The organism is Sutcliffiella horikoshii (assembly GCF_008180725.1).
In the GTDB taxonomy this organism is placed as follows: Bacteria; Bacillota; Bacilli; order Bacillales; family Bacillaceae_I; genus Sutcliffiella_A; species Sutcliffiella_A horikoshii_B.
The window spans coordinates 145,480-163,240 of the sequence record NZ_VTEV01000007.1; the positions used below are offsets into that span (position 1 = coordinate 145,480).

General features: G+C 38.2%; 17 protein-coding genes and 1 other annotated feature. Of the genes, 14 read left to right on the forward strand and 3 right to left on the reverse strand.

The features are described from left to right. Positions 1-58: 58 nt before the first annotated feature. From FZC76_RS17540 to FZC76_RS17550, 3 genes are all read left to right on the forward strand, one after another. A complete protein-coding gene (locus FZC76_RS17540; RefSeq protein ID WP_148989467.1) occupies positions 59-829 on the forward strand; it encodes an NAD-dependent epimerase/dehydratase family protein in 771 nt (256 codons plus the stop codon). A 141-nt stretch (positions 830-970) separates the two neighbouring features. Then, on the forward strand, positions 971-1,924 hold the full coding sequence (locus tag FZC76_RS17545; RefSeq protein ID WP_148989468.1) for a BMP family ABC transporter substrate-binding protein: 954 nt from the start codon (positions 971-973) through the stop codon (positions 1,922-1,924). Positions 1,925-1,939: 15 nt separating this feature from the next. Further along, positions 1,940-2,128: a ComZ family protein gene (locus FZC76_RS17550; RefSeq protein ID WP_148989469.1), complete on the forward strand. Its 189-nt coding sequence runs from the start codon at positions 1,940-1,942 to the stop codon at positions 2,126-2,128. Positions 2,129-2,176: 48 nt separating this feature from the next. Here the strand turns inward: FZC76_RS17550 and FZC76_RS17555 are convergent, their stop codons facing one another. Next, positions 2,177-2,419: a hypothetical protein gene (locus FZC76_RS17555; RefSeq protein WP_148989470.1), complete on the reverse strand. Its 243-nt coding sequence runs from the start codon at positions 2,417-2,419 to the stop codon at positions 2,177-2,179. Positions 2,420-2,768: 349 nt separating this feature from the next. On the opposite strand from FZC76_RS17555, the gene FZC76_RS17560 reads away from it, so the two are divergent. The 10 genes from FZC76_RS17560 (at position 2,769) to FZC76_RS17605 (ending at position 13,664) form a co-directional block, all read left to right on the forward strand. Beyond that, positions 2,769-3,701: a beta-ketoacyl-ACP synthase III gene (locus FZC76_RS17560; protein ID WP_148989471.1), complete on the forward strand. Its 933-nt coding sequence runs from the start codon at positions 2,769-2,771 to the stop codon at positions 3,699-3,701. 48 nt (positions 3,702-3,749) lie between these two features. Beyond that, positions 3,750-4,988, forward strand: a complete 1,239-nt coding sequence (gene fabF / locus FZC76_RS17565) for a beta-ketoacyl-ACP synthase II (RefSeq protein WP_148989565.1) — start codon at positions 3,750-3,752, stop codon at positions 4,986-4,988. Between the two features lie 309 nt (positions 4,989-5,297). Further along, on the forward strand, positions 5,298-6,080 hold the full coding sequence (locus FZC76_RS17570) for a DUF2268 domain-containing protein (protein ID WP_148989472.1): 783 nt from the start codon (positions 5,298-5,300) through the stop codon (positions 6,078-6,080). A gap of 430 nt (positions 6,081-6,510) precedes the next feature. Then, complete coding sequence (locus FZC76_RS17575; RefSeq protein WP_148989473.1) at positions 6,511-7,491, forward strand: ABC transporter ATP-binding protein; 981 nt, start codon at positions 6,511-6,513, stop codon at positions 7,489-7,491. Continuing rightward, positions 7,491-8,513 carry an ABC transporter ATP-binding protein gene (locus tag FZC76_RS17580; protein WP_148989474.1) on the forward strand — a complete coding sequence of 341 codons (1,023 nt, stop codon included), beginning with the start codon at positions 7,491-7,493 and terminating at the stop codon, positions 8,511-8,513. The genes FZC76_RS17575 and FZC76_RS17580 overlap by 1 nt, the downstream gene beginning before the upstream one ends. A gap of 109 nt (positions 8,514-8,622) precedes the next feature. Further along, entirely contained in the window at positions 8,623-10,311 is a 1,689-nt protein-coding gene (locus FZC76_RS17585) for a peptide-binding protein (RefSeq protein ID WP_148989475.1), read from the forward strand. Positions 10,312-10,556: 245 nt separating this feature from the next. Then, positions 10,557-11,507 carry an ABC transporter permease gene (locus FZC76_RS17590; protein ID WP_148989476.1) on the forward strand — a complete coding sequence of 317 codons (951 nt, stop codon included), beginning with the start codon at positions 10,557-10,559 and terminating at the stop codon, positions 11,505-11,507. A 14-nt stretch (positions 11,508-11,521) separates the two neighbouring features. After that, entirely contained in the window at positions 11,522-12,433 is a 912-nt protein-coding gene (opp4C, locus tag FZC76_RS17595) for an oligopeptide ABC transporter permease (protein ID WP_148989477.1), read from the forward strand. 177 nt (positions 12,434-12,610) lie between these two features. Beyond that, the gene (locus FZC76_RS17600) at positions 12,611-12,817 is read left to right on the forward strand and encodes a hypothetical protein (protein WP_316246621.1); all 207 of its coding nucleotides are present in this window, start codon (positions 12,611-12,613) and stop codon (positions 12,815-12,817) included. Between the two features lie 97 nt (positions 12,818-12,914). After that, complete coding sequence (locus FZC76_RS17605) at positions 12,915-13,664, forward strand: YjbA family protein (protein ID WP_148989479.1); 750 nt, start codon at positions 12,915-12,917, stop codon at positions 13,662-13,664. Positions 13,665-13,730: 66 nt separating this feature from the next. On the opposite strand, the gene trpS is transcribed toward FZC76_RS17605, so the two are convergent. Further along, positions 13,731-14,720 (reverse strand): tryptophan--tRNA ligase, encoded by a 990-nt coding sequence (gene trpS, locus FZC76_RS17610; RefSeq protein ID WP_148989480.1) that lies wholly within the window; start codon positions 14,718-14,720, stop codon positions 13,731-13,733. Positions 14,721-14,953: 233 nt separating this feature from the next. Then, positions 14,954-15,169 (reverse strand) — a binding site (T-box leader). A 42-nt stretch (positions 15,170-15,211) separates the two neighbouring features. After that, complete coding sequence (locus FZC76_RS23725; protein WP_148989481.1) at positions 15,212-15,589, reverse strand: DUF3899 domain-containing protein; 378 nt, start codon at positions 15,587-15,589, stop codon at positions 15,212-15,214. Between the two features lie 342 nt (positions 15,590-15,931). Between FZC76_RS23725 and FZC76_RS17620 the strand changes: the two genes are divergently transcribed. Beyond that, a complete protein-coding gene (locus FZC76_RS17620; protein WP_148989482.1) occupies positions 15,932-17,620 on the forward strand; it encodes a peptide ABC transporter substrate-binding protein in 1,689 nt (562 codons plus the stop codon). Positions 17,621-17,761 lie beyond the last annotated feature (141 nt).

The following is a 17,761-nucleotide window of genomic DNA, read 5'->3' on the forward strand; positions in this document are numbered from 1 at the left end:
TAATTTTGTTTTTATGCATATGGATACAGTATCAATAAAGATGGGTGGTATATAAAAAATGATGAAAAATGCAGTGGTCATTGGAGCCACCACACAAGTTGGTTTCGCACTTTGTCAAAACCTGATTAATAAAGAAGTAGAAGTGACGGGGCTGTTATGGTCAGAGAAACTGGATGAGAAATCAGAAGAAATGCTAATGGAAATTGGACGAAACGCTTTCTTTCGTTTTCAATCCAAACGTTCTTTTCCAGAAAGCATAGATGCTGTATTTTATTGTTTAGACGAAGTAGATAAAGTGGAAGATAAAGAACAAGTTTTCTATGGTAAATTAGCAGAAAATGCGAATAAGCTTGTATTTATCTCTTCCTATCGCAGGATGTCATGGAATGGTGAATATAGAGAACAAATAATGAAAAAGTTATCAGCCAGCTCCAATTCATTGTGTTACGTGATATATTTGCCAATGGTGTATGGCCCATGGCAGCAAGAAGAGGAACCGGTTCATAAAAGGTTATTAGAGAAAATAGAACAAAAAGAATCGGAACCGATAGCAATCAAAGAAAATGATGTTTTGTTTGTGGATGATGTCGCAGAAGCAATCTATACTTTCCTACACCGCCATGAAGAAGTGACCGAGGTTCTTTTCCAGAATGATAATCCAAAAGCAATGGAAGAATTAATAAAAGAGTTAAACTTAACCTTCCTAACTTCCCTTGAACCGGAAGAAACAAAAAAGCTGAAAAAATACAAAGTGACACAGAGCCGTACAATAAAAGAAGGTCTTCAAGCACAAAAAGATCAGATGTATAATAAGTTGAAGATAGACTAGTAAAGAGCTGCCCCTCTATTCCAAGCATTTTAACAGAATATTAACTTTTCCTTTATCGACAAAGCATGTACAATATAAAAGGAAGACCAAGAAACAGAAACAGAGGGGCAATCCTTTAAGGCACTAGGGGGTGGTACTTACATGAAAAAATCATTAATGGTAGTCATACTATTCATTCTTTTATTAACTGCATGTGGACAAACTACTCCTGAAAGTGGAGATCAGAAAGTTGGCTTGTTGGTCCCTGATACGATAAGTGATCAAGTATGGGGAACAAAAGGCTATAAAGGGCTTTTGCGGATTCAATCGGAATATGACCTAGATGTTTATTATAAAGAAGGCATACATACTGATATAGCTATTAAAGAAGCGGTAAAAGAGTTTCATAAAGATGGTGTTACCTTGGTATTTGGGCATGGCAGTGAATATGCACAAACATTTGATGCTATTTCTTCTGATTATCCAGAAATACATTTTGTATGTTTCAATTCCCAAGTCCAAAGTGACAATGTCACTAGCTTAAATTTTGAAGCAAATGCAATGGGCTTTTTTGGTGGTATGGTTGCCGGTCATATGACGGAAACTAATACGATTGGGATTATTGCGGCATTTGAATGGCAACCTGAAGTAGATGGTTTCTTTGAAGGCGTTTTACATGAAAACCCTGATGCTAGGGTTTTGATAAAGTACACGCAAGACTGGAATGATCCCGATAAAGCATTGGAGATGCTTGATAACATGATCGAGCAAAAGGTGGATGTTGTGTATCCTGCGGGTGATGGATTTAACGTGCCTGTCATCAATAGTCTTAAGGAACAGGGGCTATATGCGGTAGGTTTCGTATCAGATCAATCAGACTTAGGGGAGAATACCGTTCTGACCAGTACCATTCAGCATGTCCCTGCCTTGTATGAATTGGTGGCAAGCCGTTTCTTTGCAGGTGAATTAGAGTCTGGCAACCTATCCTTTGACTTTAAAGATGATGTTATTTCCCTTGGGACATTCAGTCCACTAGTTAGCAAGGAATACCAGGCTAATATTAATCAACAAATAGAGGATTATAAAACTTCCGGCTTATTGCCAAACGAAAAATAGAAAGTAGGTACAAAAATGGAACAAGATAGAACGATGCAATATATGGCCATTGCCATGAAATATTTACCAGAAGCGAAACAAATGCTTGACGAAACAGGATTGGAGTTAGAGCCTCAACATATCCAACCACTTGTGTCTTTACTGACAAAAGTGATGGATGAAGCATACGAGCTTGGAAAACAAAATGCGTTAGATGTAGAATAAGAAAAAGGACTATCCAGAGATATTGCTGGATAGTCCTTTTTTGGCTAACTATTTCTTGAAGTATTTTAAAATTGGAGAAAACTCCTTTATCATCGGCTTCAGTTTATTGACGGATTCCATAATAGAGTCAACCTGCTCGATAAGTGCATAATAATCTTCCCCAACCTTTTTATCAGAAGTAGTAACGGTATTATCTTCCGTGTTTTGACTTCTAGGAGGACCACCAAACATCATTCTCGTAAAAGGATCTACATCCATTTCGGTTTCCACCTTCTTCTGTTCATCACTCATGATTTTCACCTCACCTAATCAGCATTTATCCCCCTCTGAAACTATAGTATGCCGTCTACTTTAATTGGGATAGGCATTTGTCCAAAAGCTTTAAACAGGATGAAAATGGGCATTTATATGTTGTCAATCACGATATAATGAGTTAAAATTAGTACCAAGTCATAATAATTGATATTAAAAAAGTCTCTAGCTGTTGTTGGAGCAAAAGGCGAAGACTTCCGGGGGAGATAGCGCTAGGTGAACACAAGGCATAGCTGAAGCAGGCTCAAGTTCGCCCCGCGCAGAGCAACAGCGATATTGAAAGAACCGTATTTTTAAAAGTCCAATAAGAGAGTTAGGTGTTATATCGGTGAATGCAGGGATACTAGGAATCGGAAGATATGTACCTGAAAAAATATTAACCAATGCAGAATTGGAGCAAATGGTTGACACAACAGATGAATGGATAAAAACAAGAACAGGCATAGAAGAACGAAGAATTGCATCAGACGACGTAGATACATCACATATGGCATATTTCGCAGCAGAAAAAGCTTTAAAGGATGCAGGAATTACCGCAGAAGAGCTGGATATGATCATCGTTGCTACCGTAACGCCTGATAATCCATTTCCGAGTGTTGCTTGCATGATTCAAGAGCGTCTTGGTGCCAAAAAGGCATGCGCATTCGATATGAGTGCAGCATGTGCTGGATTTATGTATGGAATCATCACAGCAAAACAATTTGTTGAAGCAGGAACATATAAGCATGTTCTAGTAGTAGGTGTAGAGAAACTGTCCAAGATTGTGGACTGGGAAGACCGCAACACAGCAGTCCTTTTTGGTGACGGAGCTGGTGCTACTATAATTGGTCCGGTTTCAGAAGGTAGAGGTATTCTATCCTTCGAACTTGGAGCAGACGGCACAGGAGCGAAACATCTATATCAGGATGAAACGATTATAATGAATGGCCGCGAAGTATTTAAATTTGCGGTTCGCCAAATGGGTGAATCAGCTGTGAATGTATTAGAAAAAGCTGGCTTATCAAAAGAGGATGTAGATTTCCTTATTCCTCATCAGGCCAACATTCGAATTATGGAAGCGGCAAGGGAAAGGCTGGGCCTTCCTCTAGAAAAGATGTCGATGACCGTTCAGAAATACGGAAACACATCGGCTGCATCTATTCCAATTTCTATAGTCGAGGAAATAGAAAACGGAAATATACATGACGATGATTTAGTAGTTATGGTAGGATTTGGTGGAGGATTAACGTGGGGAGCAATCGCCATTAGATGGGGAAGATAATAAATATTAATCGGATACAACGGTGGAAGGAGCAAGAAAATCATGCAAATGCCTAAAAAAAGAGTAGTAGTAACTGGTCTTGGAGCGGTGACTCCGATAGGTTTAAATGTAAATGAGGCGTGGGAAAATGCTATTAACGGAGTTTCTGGTGTAGGCCCGCTAACTAGAGTGGACAGTGAAAAATTCCCGGCAAAAGTCGCTGCAGAAATCACAAATTTCAATGCAGAAGATTTTATGGATAAAAAAGAAGCGAGAAGAATGGATCGATTCACTCAATACGCAATCGCAGCTTCTTTTATGGCTGTTAAAGATGCTAATCTAGACATTACAGATGAAATAGCTCCTAGAGTTGGTGTTTGGGTAGGTTCCGGAATTGGCGGAATGGAAACCTTTGAACAACAATACAAAACCTTCCTGGAAAAAGGTGCGCGTCGTGTAAGCCCGTTTTTTGTACCAATGATGATTCCTGATATGGCCACAGGTCAAATCAGTATCGCACTTGGAGCAAAAGGTGTGAACTCTTGTACAGTAACTGCTTGTGCAACAGGTACAAACTCCATTGGAGATGCATTTAAAGTTATCCAGCGAGGTGATGCCGATGTCATGATTTCCGGGGGAACGGAAGCTCCATTAACAGAGATGTCCTTTGCAGGCTTCAGTTCAGCAAAAGCTTTATCCATGAATCCTGATCCTAAGACGGCAAGTCGACCATTTGATGCAAATCGCGACGGTTTTGTGATGGGTGAAGGCGCTGGTATTGTCGTGTTGGAAGAGCTTGAACATGCCTTGGCACGCGGTGCTCGCATTTATGCTGAAATCGTTGGATATGGCGCGACTGGCGATGCCCATCATATTACAGCACCGGCTCCAGGCGGAGAAGGCGGAGTACGTGCGATGAAAATGGCAATTGAAGATGCCGGCTTGCAACCCGGGGATATTGATTATATTAATGCGCATGGAACAAGCACAGAATATAATGACAAGTTTGAAACACTGGCTATTAAAGAAGTACTTGGTGGACATGCAAAAGATGTAGCAATTAGCTCTACAAAGTCTATGACAGGCCACTTGCTAGGAGCAGCCGGTGGTGTAGAAGCGATTTTTACTATAAAGGCCATCGAAAACGCCATTATTCCACCAACCATTAATTTAGAAACACCTGATCCTGAATGTGACCTTGATTATGTACCAAACGAAGCGAGGCATAAAGAAGTCAAAGCTGCAATGAGCAACTCTCTTGGTTTCGGCGGTCACAACGCAACGATTGTGTTTAAAAAATACGAATAAGCGAATTTAGTTAAAGGCAGTAGAAAGTTATTTAAACTTTCTGCTGCTTTTTTAGTGTGTTTTTAAGATGTTTGGGTCATGAAGACATTCTTGAGCTCGAAAAGTGGTTGGGAATGTCTTCATAAGGTGTATGAAGACCATTTGAAGCTAAAAACAGAGAAGTAAATGTCTTCATCCAAACTATGAAGACATTTTGGAGCAATAAAACTGCATGAATGTGTCTTCATGCCTACTCATTACTAGCACATCACCAATCTCCCGTCCCCATCATACAATGACATCAAAAAGCAAAGAAAAGGGCTGTAGAACATGAGTATTATTCATACGGATAGATGGTTGGAAGAGGATTATCACCAGCCATTGAACATTTCCAAGAAATTGCTGAAGTACTTTGAGGACGTAACTGCAGCAGAACTTTACGATTATCTAATCATGCATGGGATGTACCGACCTGTTAGGGATGGGAAAGGTACTGTAGAAAAATTAAAGACATTGGATTGCTGGAATATTGTCTTGGCAGAATGGAAACGCCTAAAGAAACTTTGGAACGGCCCAGACATACCGATCTTTATCTTTCCTTCAGACAAATACAACAATCAAATTAAGAGGGATTTCAAAGGAAAAGCCGGTGTGGCTTTCAAAGACAAACTTTTTTTATTTCTACCCGAGGATATTGAAATTAATGAAATGAAGGCTTTGTTGACTCACGAGTATAATCATATATGTGTACTTTCAAAAAATTATAGAAAAGATGACCAATATACCCTTCTAGATTCTGTACTAATTGAAGGACTAGCGGAAAGTGCCGTAAAAAGCCTAGTTGGAAAAGAATATACCTCTAGCTGGACATCTTATTACACAGATAAGGAACTAGAAAACTTCTTAAATAAAATCATCATACCAAATAAAGATGTAAAAAAGAGTGATAAGGATCATATGAAACTGCTTTATGGCAAAGGGTTTTATCCAAAAATGCTTGGTTATTGTGTTGGTTATTATCTCATTCAGAAAATATTGAAGGAGGAAAATATTAACTACCGTTCTTTGATGACAAAGAGCCTTTCTGAGATAACAAAGCTATCAATTGGATAATTCTTTGAGGAATAGGAGAAAAATAACAAAAAACAAAAAATCTAGCAAAAAAGGCTAGTTTTTTTGTTTTTTTTTGTATATAATCAGTTTTTGTAGAAGATTGCCACAAGTTTCAATTAAAAAAATTTTTAGTTTATTTTCAAAATAAGCTTGAACTTGTAACGAAATTGTAATAATATACAAACAGACGATAATTATTTTCCGATAATTTAGTTTTTACAGTAAATTCGGAGTGAAAAGACTGAAGATTTCGTAATAAACAGCATGGAAAATCTATAAAAGCAATCTTTGAATAGATTAATAGCTAGTAGTTTCGTAAATTTGTAATATAAAGATTAAGAATTAGTTAAATTTTTCTAAAGTCTTTACATTACATATTTAGACATCATACAGACCATGCATCGAAAGAAAAAAGGATGGTGAAGGCTAAATGTCAGCTTTATTGGAAGTGAGAAACCTAAAAACTCACTTTTTTAGAAAAAAGCAAGCTATTCCAGCTGTAGATGGTGTAGATATCTCCATTAAAAAAGGAGAGACTGTAGCACTTGTTGGAGAATCAGGATCTGGTAAATCTATTACTTCCCTTTCTATTATGGGTCTTGTTCCTAGCCCGGGTGGGAAAATCGTAGATGGAGAAATTCTATTCGACGGACAGGATCTTGTGAAACTAACAGAAAACCAGTTATGTAAAGTACGTGGAAATGATATTTCCATGATCTTTCAAGAACCGATGACATCTTTGAATCCGGTTTTAACAATTGGTGAGCAAATTACCGAAGTTCTAATACTACATCAAAAAATGACCAAAACAGCGGCAATGAAAAAAGCAATTGAAATGTTAGAAGTTGTAGGATTTTCAAGAGCTGCTGAAATTGTCAATGATTATCCTCACCGTCTATCTGGCGGTATGAGACAAAGGGTAATGATCGCGATGGCGATGAGCTGTAATCCAAAGCTATTAATTGCGGATGAGCCAACAACAGCGCTAGACGTTACCATTCAAGCTCAAATACTAGATTTAATGAAAGACCTTAGCCATAAATTTGACACTTCCATCTTGTTAATTACACATGACTTAGGGGTTGTATCAGAAGTTGCTGATAGAGTAGTAGTTATGTATTGTGGTCAAGTCGTAGAAGAGGCTTCCGTGGACGATTTGTTCGAAGAGCCTCTGCATCCTTACACAAATGGTTTGATGGGGTCCATACCTGATATTGAGGGAGATATTTCTCGCCTTCAATCTATTGAGGGTAATGTGCCGCCTCCAACCAATTTACCACAGGGCTGTCGTTTTGCCCCGCGCTGTCCAAAAGCATTTGATCGTTGTCATAGCGAAGTTCCGGAATTGCTTAAGAAAAGCGGAAATCGCTCCGTTCGATGCTTCTTATACGAAGGCGAGGAGGCTAAATAATGACTGCAACCGAGATTAAATCAGAAAAGACTTTAACGGATACAAGTTCTGATAATATCCTTGAAGTTAGAGGATTGAAAAAATACTTTCCAATTAAAGCGGGACTATTACAAAAGCATGTAGGCGATGTAAAAGCGGTAGATGACTTAAACTTTTATATTAAAAAAGGTGAGACGTTAGGACTTGTTGGAGAATCTGGGTGTGGGAAATCCACAACTGGACGAACGATCATCCGCCTATATGAGCCTACAGAAGGAAATATCATTTTCAAGGGAAGAGATATTGCAACAATGAGTGAAAGCGAACTTAGAAAGACGGTTCGTAAAGACATTCAAATGGTTTTCCAAGATCCATTCGCTACGCTTAACCCAAGAAAAACATTAAGATCAATCCTAAAGGAACCATATAACACACACAACTTGTTCACTAAAAAAGAACGTGAAGAAAAAGTACAGGAATTACTTGCTAAAGTAGGATTAGACCCAAGCTTTATCAATCGTTATCCACATGAGTTTTCCGGTGGACAACGTCAACGTATTGGAATTGCTAGAGCACTTGCGCTAAACCCAGAATTGATCATTGCCGATGAAGCAGTATCTGCACTGGATGTATCTATACAAGCTCAAATCATTAACCTTATGCAAGACCTTCAGAAAGAAATGGGCCTGTCCTATATCTTTATCTCCCATGATTTAAGTGTAGTTCGTCATATTAGTGACAGGGTCGGCGTAATGTATTTAGGGCGGATGATGGAACTAGCTACCAAACAAGATTTATATAGTGAACCACTTCATCCTTATACGCAAGCATTACTATCAGCTGTACCTTCTACTCGCCGTAAAGGCCAAGTGAAGAGAGAACGTATCGTTCTGAAAGGTGAATTGCCAAGCCCGGCTAATCCGCCAACAGGATGTGTGTTCCATACAAGATGTCCAGCTGCAATGGATGTTTGTAAGCAAATTGTTCCTCAATTCAAAGAGGTTAAACCAGATCATTTTGTTGCTTGTCACCTATACGAATAGGTGGCAAGTAAATAAAATATATACCCTTTGAAAGGGGGAGATAATCAAACAGTTAACTTTCTTTACCTTTCATTTTCAGAACATTAAAAAATTTTTAGGGGGAGTAAACGTGAAACAAAAATCATTACTACTTATCGTTTTAACGTTAGTTCTGTCCTTGTTCCTTGCTGCTTGTAGCGGATCGAACAATGCGGGTACAAATACTAACAACACAAACACTACGAACAACGAAACAACTGGCAACAACGAAGAAACGGAAGAAGAAGAAGAAGCTACAAATGAACCTGTACAAGGTGGAGACCTAATTATCGGTTCTACTGGTAGCCCGACAATGTTCAACCCACTTTATTCTGCAGATACTGCAAGTTCTGCAATTGAAGGTTTCATTTTTGACGGATTATTAACAAGCGATACTGCTTTCGAAACACAATTAAACATGGCTGAAAGCTGGGAGATCTCTGAAGATGACCTAGTTCACACGCTAAAAATTAAAGACGGCATCAAGTTCCACGATGGTGAAACTTTAAATGCTGATGACGTTGTTTTCACACTTAGCATCCCTTTAAGCGAAGACTATGATGGTCCTCGTGCTGGTTACTTCGAGAAAATCGAAAAAGTTGAAAAAATCGACGATTTAACTGTACAAGTAACTCTTAACGCTGTAGATCCAACGATCCACATCGCTTTAGGTTACCCAATCCTTCCTGAGCACATCTTAGGTGAGGTTCCAATCGCTGAGCTTGGTGAGTACACAGAGTTCAACACGAAAAACCCAATTGGAGCAGGTCCATTCAAATTCGAAACTTGGGAAGATGGACAATTTGTTAAAGTTGTAGCAAATGATGATTATTGGGATGGTCGTCCATACTTAGATTCTTTAACTTACCGTATTATTCCTGATGCAGATGCATTAATGACTGCATTAGCAGCTGGTGATATCCATTACTACACTGTTCCTGCAACTGACATTGCAACTGTTAAAGAGTGGGAAGCTAATGGTCAATTAAAAGTAGAATCTGGATTAGCATTATCTTACACTTACTTAGGATACAACCTACGTAACCCATTATTCCAAGATGTAAAAGTTCGTCAAGCTTTAACTCACGCTCTTGACCGTGAACTAATCGTTGAGTCTGTAATGAATGGTGACGGTGAAGTTGCTGATGTTCCTGAGTCTCCACTTAGCTGGGCTTATGACGAAGATGTACCTCGCTTTGAATACGATGTAGAAAAAGCAAAAGCAATGCTTGAAGAAGCTGGATGGACTCCAGGTGCTGACGGAACTCTTGAAAAAGACGGTCAGAAATTTGAATTCACTTTGAAAACGAACCAAGGTAACAAAGTTCGTGAAGATATCGCTGTAGTAGTTCAAGAGCAGTTCGCTGAGCTTGGAATCAAAGTTACTCCAGATATCATGGAATGGTCTGCATTCTTAGCTGACATCGATCCTCCAAAATGGAACTTCGATGCAATCATCCTAGGATGGGCTCTATCTACAGATCCAGATCCAAGTGGAATCTTCCACTCTAAAGAAATCGAAGAAGGTTTGAACTTCGTTGGTTGGTCTAACGCAGAAGCTGATAAGCTAATGGACGAAGCTAACCTAACAATGGATCGTGACGAGCGTGCTGCTAAGATCCAAGCAATCAACAAAATCATTGCTGAAGAGCAACCATATACTTTCTTGTACTATCCAAATGCACACCGTGCAATGCCTACTAACCTAGAAGGCTTTGAGTTCCATGCAAGATCGGAATTCTACAACATCAACAAATGGTGGTTAGCAGAGACCAACTAATTAACCCCCGTTTAAAGTCAGAAAGAGGGGAGGGGAAATTCCCTTCCCTTCTTTTTTACTGAAATGGGTTCCTAAAGACACTTGGAGCTATATGATTAGAAAGATCGCATTTGTCATAGACAAGTCGTCTTTCATTGGACTTGAACACTTTACTGTGCAACGTCGCAAAATGTACAGTATTAAAATAAAAAAAATCACGTTTACTTCTACCTTCCTAAAGTAAAGACAGAAAAGGAGAATCAGCTATGATCTCATATATCATCCGCCGTTCTTTAATGGCGATTCCCCTATTATTCGGTATTACAGTATTATCCTTTGCCATTATCCAAATGGCACCAGGTGGTCCTACTTCCCTTATGATGGATCCGAATATTAGTAGTGAAGATATGAAAAAGTTTGAAGAGCGATATGGGTTAAATGATCCTATACACGAGCAATATTTCACATGGGTATCAAATATGGCTAAAGGAGATTTTGGCGAGTCATTAATCCGTCGTGGAGTTCCAGTTAGTGAAATGATTATGAACCGTCTGCCAAATACATTATTACTTATGATTGTTTCAACTGTTTTGGCAGTAATAGTAGCAATTCCATTTGGAGTCATTTCTGCTAGAAAGCAGTACAGTTTAACAGATTATACGGTTACAGTTACTTCATTTCTTGGATTAGCAACACCTAACTTTTGGATAGGTTTAGTCCTAATCATGGTATTTGCTGTTCAGCTGCAATGGCTGCCCACTGGTGGTGTAGCAACATTGAATGCTGAATTTAGTATCCTTGATAGAATTCATCACTTAATCTTGCCGGCATTTGTACTTGCGACAGCTGATATGGCTGGTTTAACTAGATATACACGTTCTAGTATGCTTGAAGTGTTAAAGCAAGATTATATGCGTACAGCAAGAGCCAAAGGCTTAAGAGAAAACAAAGTAACCTATAAACATGGTTTACGTAATGGATTAATTCCAGTAATTACAATTTTTGGTTTGATGCTACCCGGTTTCATTGGGGGATCGGTTATTGTCGAAAAGATTTTTGCTTGGCCTGGTATTGGATTGTTATTCTTTGACTCCGCATTCCAGCGGGACTATCCGGTAATCATGGCACTAACAGTTATCTCAGCGGTCTTTGTAGTTATCGGAAACTTGGTTGCCGATATACTATATGCAATCTTTGACCCGAGAATTGAGTACTAGAAGGGGGAACATCGATGCAAACTCAACCATCAACTCAACCAACTAACCAATCGTTAAACCCCAATATTAAGAAAAAGCCAGACACATTAACGAAAATTACGATCAATAAATTTATGAAAAATAAACTGGCTGTCATTGGAGCGGTTTTACTTTTCATCATCATTTCTTTAGCGATACTTGCACCACTTATTGCTCAATTTGAACCACAAAAGCAAAGTTTGTTGAATAAGCTACAATCTCCAGGCGGAGAACATTGGTTAGGTACTGACCGATATGGACGCGATGTATTTGCACGTATACTGTTTGGAGCGAGGGTGTCCCTGCTAGTTGGATTTGCTTCTGTAGCAGGTTCCATAACAATTGGAACAGTTATTGGTGCGGTAGCAGGATATTTTGGAGGGAAAATTGATGCGATTCTAATGCGAATAGTAGACGTTATCATTTCCATTCCAACTATCTTCTTGCTAATCACATTGGTTACTATCTTCCAACCAGGTGTGGACAAGCTAATCTTGATTTTCGCTTTAACAGGTTGGACATTTACAGCACGTCTTGTGCGTGGAGAGTTTTTATCACTTCGTACACGTGAATTCGTACTTGCTTCTAAAACTATTGGAACAAGAAGCCACACTATCATTTTCTCTCACATCCTTCCAAATGCGATGGGTCCAATCATCGTATCTGCAACATTAGGTGTAGGGGGAGTTATCTTGGCAGAATCAGCATTAAGTTACCTAGGTTTAGGTATTCAACCACCTACACCAAGTTGGGGGAACATGCTGCAGGATGCGCAAAACTTTACTATCATGTTAAAACACTGGTGGTATCCGCTATTTCCTGGAATTATGATTTTAATAACAGTGTTAAGTTTCAACTTTGTTGGAGATGGATTACGTGATGCACTTGATCCGAAAACACTTGACTAGAAAAGCTGAGAGCCGATCTCGGCTTTTCTTTTTGCCTATTTTTCATAGAACTTGTCATTATTTTGTTGGCATGTCATAAAATGATAATAATAGATAGATTGGACAAGGAGACATTATTATGATTATAAATAGGAAATATTCTGTGAGAGATGGCTAATGTTCAGGGGAATTCTTTTTTTGACAGGGTTTGGCATCTCTGTTGCTGGCGGGATTAGTACAATTGCCTATTTGAATCTTTTTGCAACCGGATTAAGTTTATGGGAGTTTTTATTGTTTCTCTTTACTAGACCAGAATTTTACCTTTTACCAATTGGTATCATCCTGATTGCAATAAGCATTTATTTATCTGGCAACTCTAAACCGTCTTTTCGAGACAAAGAATAGACATATGAAAATTAATTGGGTATTTTGGAATAATTATGCACTTCACTGTTCATACTGTTGGATAAATAAAAGATAGATGTGAAGTGAGGGGTATGATATGTTGTATCTTCATGACGTATGGGTAAATTGGTTTGAAGGAGAAGAAAACGGTTATAATGTTTGTCATTTTCATGAGTGGAGGAAGGACGATAGTGTAGAATTATTGGATCAAGTTCCTCTATTAAAAGTAGACTCTGTATTGTTCCATTATATTGAAAACGACCTCCAAGAGCTGCCTTCATCTTTGCTAGAAGATATTTTCCAAAAAAGTTATATTCGCAAAAACCATGAAAGAATTCAGTTGGACTACTGCTTTGTCGTTACAGATGGACAAGGGATATTAGCTGTAGACACGATTGGTTACAATATACCAATTCGTAAAAGTAGGTTGATTCCAAGACAAGAACAATTAGTATACGATATGGTGGATAACCATGATTATGAAAAATATACTTTTTCGCCAACTAGTAAGTCACCAAAGGATTATCATATTTTATCCCCATCACCAGAAATCATGAACGGTTTGACTAGAAAAGAAAGACAGTTAAAACAACTTCTTTTCATGGCTTTGGATCAATTAAGGTCAACTTGCAATGTTGCTGAAATTAGGTATTGGTATACAGAATGGAACCCCATTCATTACAGAGAAATTCAATCGATGAGTTTTGAGGAAGTGTGGTCACAGTTACTTGAGGAAACAAGAGAAGGTTGGTCTGAAAAACATCAGACTTTTTGCGAGCATTTGGTAAAAGGCCAGCCGTTTTTTGAAAAGTTGTGGGAGTTGGAACAGCATCCTAAAGTTAATTAAGTGTCGAATATTTCCGAGGAAAGAAAAAAGCTGTCAGAGACATTTTGCTCTGACAGCTTTTTTTAATTAACGGCGTTTGCGTCCTAAGCCCATGGCATTTTCGATTTTTTTAAGTGTTTTCATTGCAACACGATTTGCTCGCTCTGCGCCTTCATCAAGAATGGCATCGAGTTTGTCTGATTCAATAAGATCGTTGTACTTTGTCTGAATAGGTTCAAGTGCTTCGACCACAACTTGCGCAAGATCTCCTTTGAAGTCGCCATACCCTTTTCCTTCATATTGTACTTCCAATTCTTCAATCGTTTTGTTGGCCAAGATGGAATAAATAGAAAGGAGGTTGGAAACTCCAGGTTTATTTTCTTTATCGTAACGGACAATTCCTTCAGAGTCTGTTACTGCACTTTTAATTTTCTTCTCTAGTTGCTTTGGTGTATCCAATAAGGAAATAAAGGACTTTAGATTTGGATCAGATTTACTCATTTTCTTCGTTGGCTCTGTCAGTGACATGATTCTTGCGCCGACTTTGGCAATCTTCACTTCTGGAACGGTTAAAATCTCACGGTATTTTTTATTAAAACGCTCTGCAAGATCTCTTGTCAATTCAAGATGTTGCTTCTGATCTTCCCCAACAGGAACCACATCTGTATTGTAAAGAAGGATATCCGCTGCCATTAATGGTGGGTAAGTAAGTAATCCTGCCGTTACGGCTTCCTTTCCTGTTGACTTATCTTTGAACTGAGTCATTCTTTCCAATTCTCCGATATATGCTACGCACTGCATCATCCATCCGAGTTGAGCGTGTGCTGGTACTTCTGATTGGATGAAGAGTGTTGCCTTTTCTGGATCTAGACCAATTGCTAAGTATAGAGCTGCAAGCTTTCGAATATTTTTGCGAAGCTCCTGTGGATCTTGTTGAACGGTGATTGCGTGTTGATCGACGATACAGAAGTAACTGTTGTAGTCGTTTTGCAATTCTACAAATTGCTTCATTGCTCCGATGTAATTTCCAAGGGTTACATTTCCACTTGGTTGAATTCCTGAGAAAATTGTTTTCATTTTAGTTCTCCTTCTTTATTAATTGTACTTGGATAACCTACTGGTAGTTTTCCGTTCCTGGTGTTCGCTTTACTAGGGGGGGTGCTTGAGCCTCTTCATTTCGTTGCGGGGTCTCAAGCTACCGCTATCTCCCTCAGGAGTCTCACACCTTGCACTCCAAACTACCAGGTGGTACCAAAGCTAGAATAAAATTAGCTTTGAAAAAAATACAAAAAGGCCCATTCATCCCTAAAAAAAGGGACGAATGGACCGTGGTACCACCCTTATTATTTCACACAAAAAATTGTAGAAATCACTTGCCTTGTAACGTAAGGATACGTCATAGCCTACTAAATGGTTCAGCCATGAAGCTCAGAAGTCCATTCCTAAACGTTAGCTGTTTGTTTACACCAACCACAAACTCTCTAAAAACTAAGCTGTTTAGTACTACTCTTCCTCATTGCTTATTTTAAATAAATATTCTTTTATTATAACTATTTAAATGGTAAATATCAACTATTGTAATACATAAAAAGTGAAATAAACATGCAAATTAACAACAATAAAGAAGCTAATAATAGTTGTTGTGTCGATACAGGTTGTAAAAGTTCCGATGGTGGTCTCATTTCATTTCTAATATCTTGTTCCAATTCTTTGTCAGGTTGTGAAGATGCAAAGATTCGTCTGAAACTATAGGTAATTCCATCAAAGAAACCTTTCTGGACCACTAATGTGAATAATGAAATAAAAATAATCACACTAGATATAATAAAAGATGTATTGATAAACGAGAGCAAGGTAATCTCTCCATAATAAATCCAACTTGTAGCGAATGTAGCTAAAAGCAAGATGAAGAAAAAAACTAGTGAAGATCTAATTAAAATTTTCATGCTTCCTCCTAAAAGAAGTTTAAAGTTAGTTATCTAAATTGTATTGTAATGAAATGTATAGAATAAGACAAATTTAAAGAAACTATAAAAGGAATTACTTGTAAAGGTAATGAGAAAGATAAGTGTAACATTTGTAAATGAATTGTAATAATTGGAATGTTCCTGTCGGAATGTTTATAGGTCTTTAGTACTATTTTTGTAATGAATATGCTTGAAATATCAGTATTTTGTAAAGTTGACGTTAAATTTATGAATGCACAATGTTTAGAAAACTTGTATAATAGGAATCGTTACCTCGAAACGCAACAAATTTCGACATAATTTTCTTAGGGGGTTAAGTAAATGAAAAAGTCAAAATATTTACTTCTTTTAGCGCTTACACTTGTACTTAGTGCTTTCTTAGCTGCATGTGGCGGCGGAAACTCAGCGCAAAACAATGGAGGACAAGGAGACACTCCACCATCTGGTGAAGGAGAACCAACAGGTCCACAAGTACTTAACGTCGTTGATTCTGCAGAAATTCCAACTATGGATACAGTACAAGGTACTGACGCTGTAGCATTTAACGTAATGAACAACGTGTTTGAAGGTCTTTACAGACTTGGAGAAAATGATGAAGTAGTAGAAGGTGTTGCGAAAAGTCATGAAGTATCCGAAGACGGTCTAACTTATACTTTCACATTACGTGAAGATTCCGTATGGTCCAATGGCGAGCCTGTAACAGCAAACGACTTCGTTTTTGCTTGGCAGCGTGCTGTAGATCCTAATACAGGTTCTGAGTATGGTCCATATATGATGAATGGGAAAATTAAAAACGCTACACAAGTTTCTGCTGGTGAATTACCACTTGAAGAGCTTGGTGTAAAAGCAGTTGATGAGTACACTCTTGAGGTAACACTAGAGCAACCAGTTGCTTATTTCGAATCTTTAATGACATTCCCTACGTTCTTCCCACAAAACCAAAAGTTCTTGGAAGAACAAGGTGACAAATATGCATTAGAAGCTGATACTCTAATTTACAACGGTCCATTTACTTTAGACAGCTGGGAGCATGAAGTTGGCTGGACAATGAAGAAAAATGCTGACTATTGGGATGCTGAAACAGTAAAACTTGATGAAGTAAACGTTAAAGTTGTTAAAGAGGTTTCAACTGGTGTAAACTTATACACTGCACAACAAATCGATATCTCTCCTGGTTTAACTTCTGACTTCGTAACTCAATACAAAGAAGATCCAGACTTGATTTCTTACTTGGAGCCAACAATTTTCTGGTTTAAATTTAACCAAACGAAAAACGAAGCTTTAGCAAACGTTAACATCCGTAAAGCGATCGCTATGGGCTTTAATAAGCAAGACATGGCTGATTATGTATTAAACAACGGTTCTATTCCTGCAAACTACTCTGTACCGGTTGAATTCGTTCAACATCCTGAAACGGGAGAAGACTTCCGTGAAAAGAATGGCGACATGAATGCATTTGATGCAGAAAAAGCAAAAGAGCATTGGGAAAAAGGTCTAGAAGAATTAGGAACAGAGGCTGTAACAATTGAAATTCTTGGTGGAGACACTGAGACAGCTAAAACTATGCAAGAATACCTTCAAAACCAATTGCAAGAAAATCTTCCTGGTTTAACAATCAAGTTGAAAGAAGTACCATTTGCTCAACGTCTTGATTTAGACGCTGCAATGGATTACGACATGCAGCTTGCTGGATGGGGTCCTGATTATCTTGATGCAATTTCTTTCGCTAACCTTTGGATTACAGATGGTGGAAACAACAAGATGGGTTACTCTAACGCAGAGTACGATAAGTTGTTAAACGACGTCATGACTACGTATGCAAATGATCCTGCAAAACGTTTTGAAGCGATGCAAGAAGCAGAAAGAATTCTTCTTGAAGAAGATGCTGCGATTGCTCCAATCTACCAACGTGGTACAACAAGACTTTGGAAACCTTACGTACAAAATGTTTACCGTCACAACTTTGGTCCTGACTTTAGTTATAAATGGGCTTACATTAGCGGTAAATAATGTTATACTGATATAGAAAATTCTTTTAAAATAGAGAGAAAGAGAGTATATTTGAAACATATACTCTCTTTTTCCCTGTAAGGAAATTGTCGAATTTTAGGGAAAATTACAAACAATTCGACGCATTATTTTTTTAGGAGG

Coding starts and splice junctions, on each gene's coding strand:
- FZC76_RS17540 (WP_148989467.1), top strand. CDS start 59: ATGATGAAAAATGCAGTGGTCATTGGAGCCACCACACAAGTTGGTTTC.
- FZC76_RS17545 (WP_148989468.1), top strand. CDS start 971: ATGAAAAAATCATTAATGGTAGTCATACTATTCATTCTTTTATTAACT.
- FZC76_RS17550 (WP_148989469.1), top strand. CDS start 1,940: ATGGAACAAGATAGAACGATGCAATATATGGCCATTGCCATGAAATAT.
- FZC76_RS17555 (WP_148989470.1), bottom strand. CDS start 2,419: ATGAGTGATGAACAGAAGAAGGTGGAAACCGAAATGGATGTAGATCCT.
- fabF (WP_148989565.1), top strand. CDS start 3,750: ATGCCTAAAAAAAGAGTAGTAGTAACTGGTCTTGGAGCGGTGACTCCG.
- FZC76_RS17570 (WP_148989472.1), top strand. CDS start 5,298: ATGAGTATTATTCATACGGATAGATGGTTGGAAGAGGATTATCACCAG.
- FZC76_RS17575 (WP_148989473.1), top strand. CDS start 6,511: ATGTCAGCTTTATTGGAAGTGAGAAACCTAAAAACTCACTTTTTTAGA.
- FZC76_RS17580 (WP_148989474.1), top strand. CDS start 7,491: ATGACTGCAACCGAGATTAAATCAGAAAAGACTTTAACGGATACAAGT.
- FZC76_RS17590 (WP_148989476.1), top strand. CDS start 10,557: ATGATCTCATATATCATCCGCCGTTCTTTAATGGCGATTCCCCTATTA.
- opp4C (WP_148989477.1), top strand. CDS start 11,522: ATGCAAACTCAACCATCAACTCAACCAACTAACCAATCGTTAAACCCC.
- FZC76_RS17605 (WP_148989479.1), top strand. CDS start 12,915: ATGTTGTATCTTCATGACGTATGGGTAAATTGGTTTGAAGGAGAAGAA.
- trpS (WP_148989480.1), bottom strand. CDS start 14,720: ATGAAAACAATTTTCTCAGGAATTCAACCAAGTGGAAATGTAACCCTT.
- FZC76_RS23725 (WP_148989481.1), bottom strand. CDS start 15,589: ATGAAAATTTTAATTAGATCTTCACTAGTTTTTTTCTTCATCTTGCTT.
- FZC76_RS17620 (WP_148989482.1), top strand. CDS start 15,932: ATGAAAAAGTCAAAATATTTACTTCTTTTAGCGCTTACACTTGTACTT.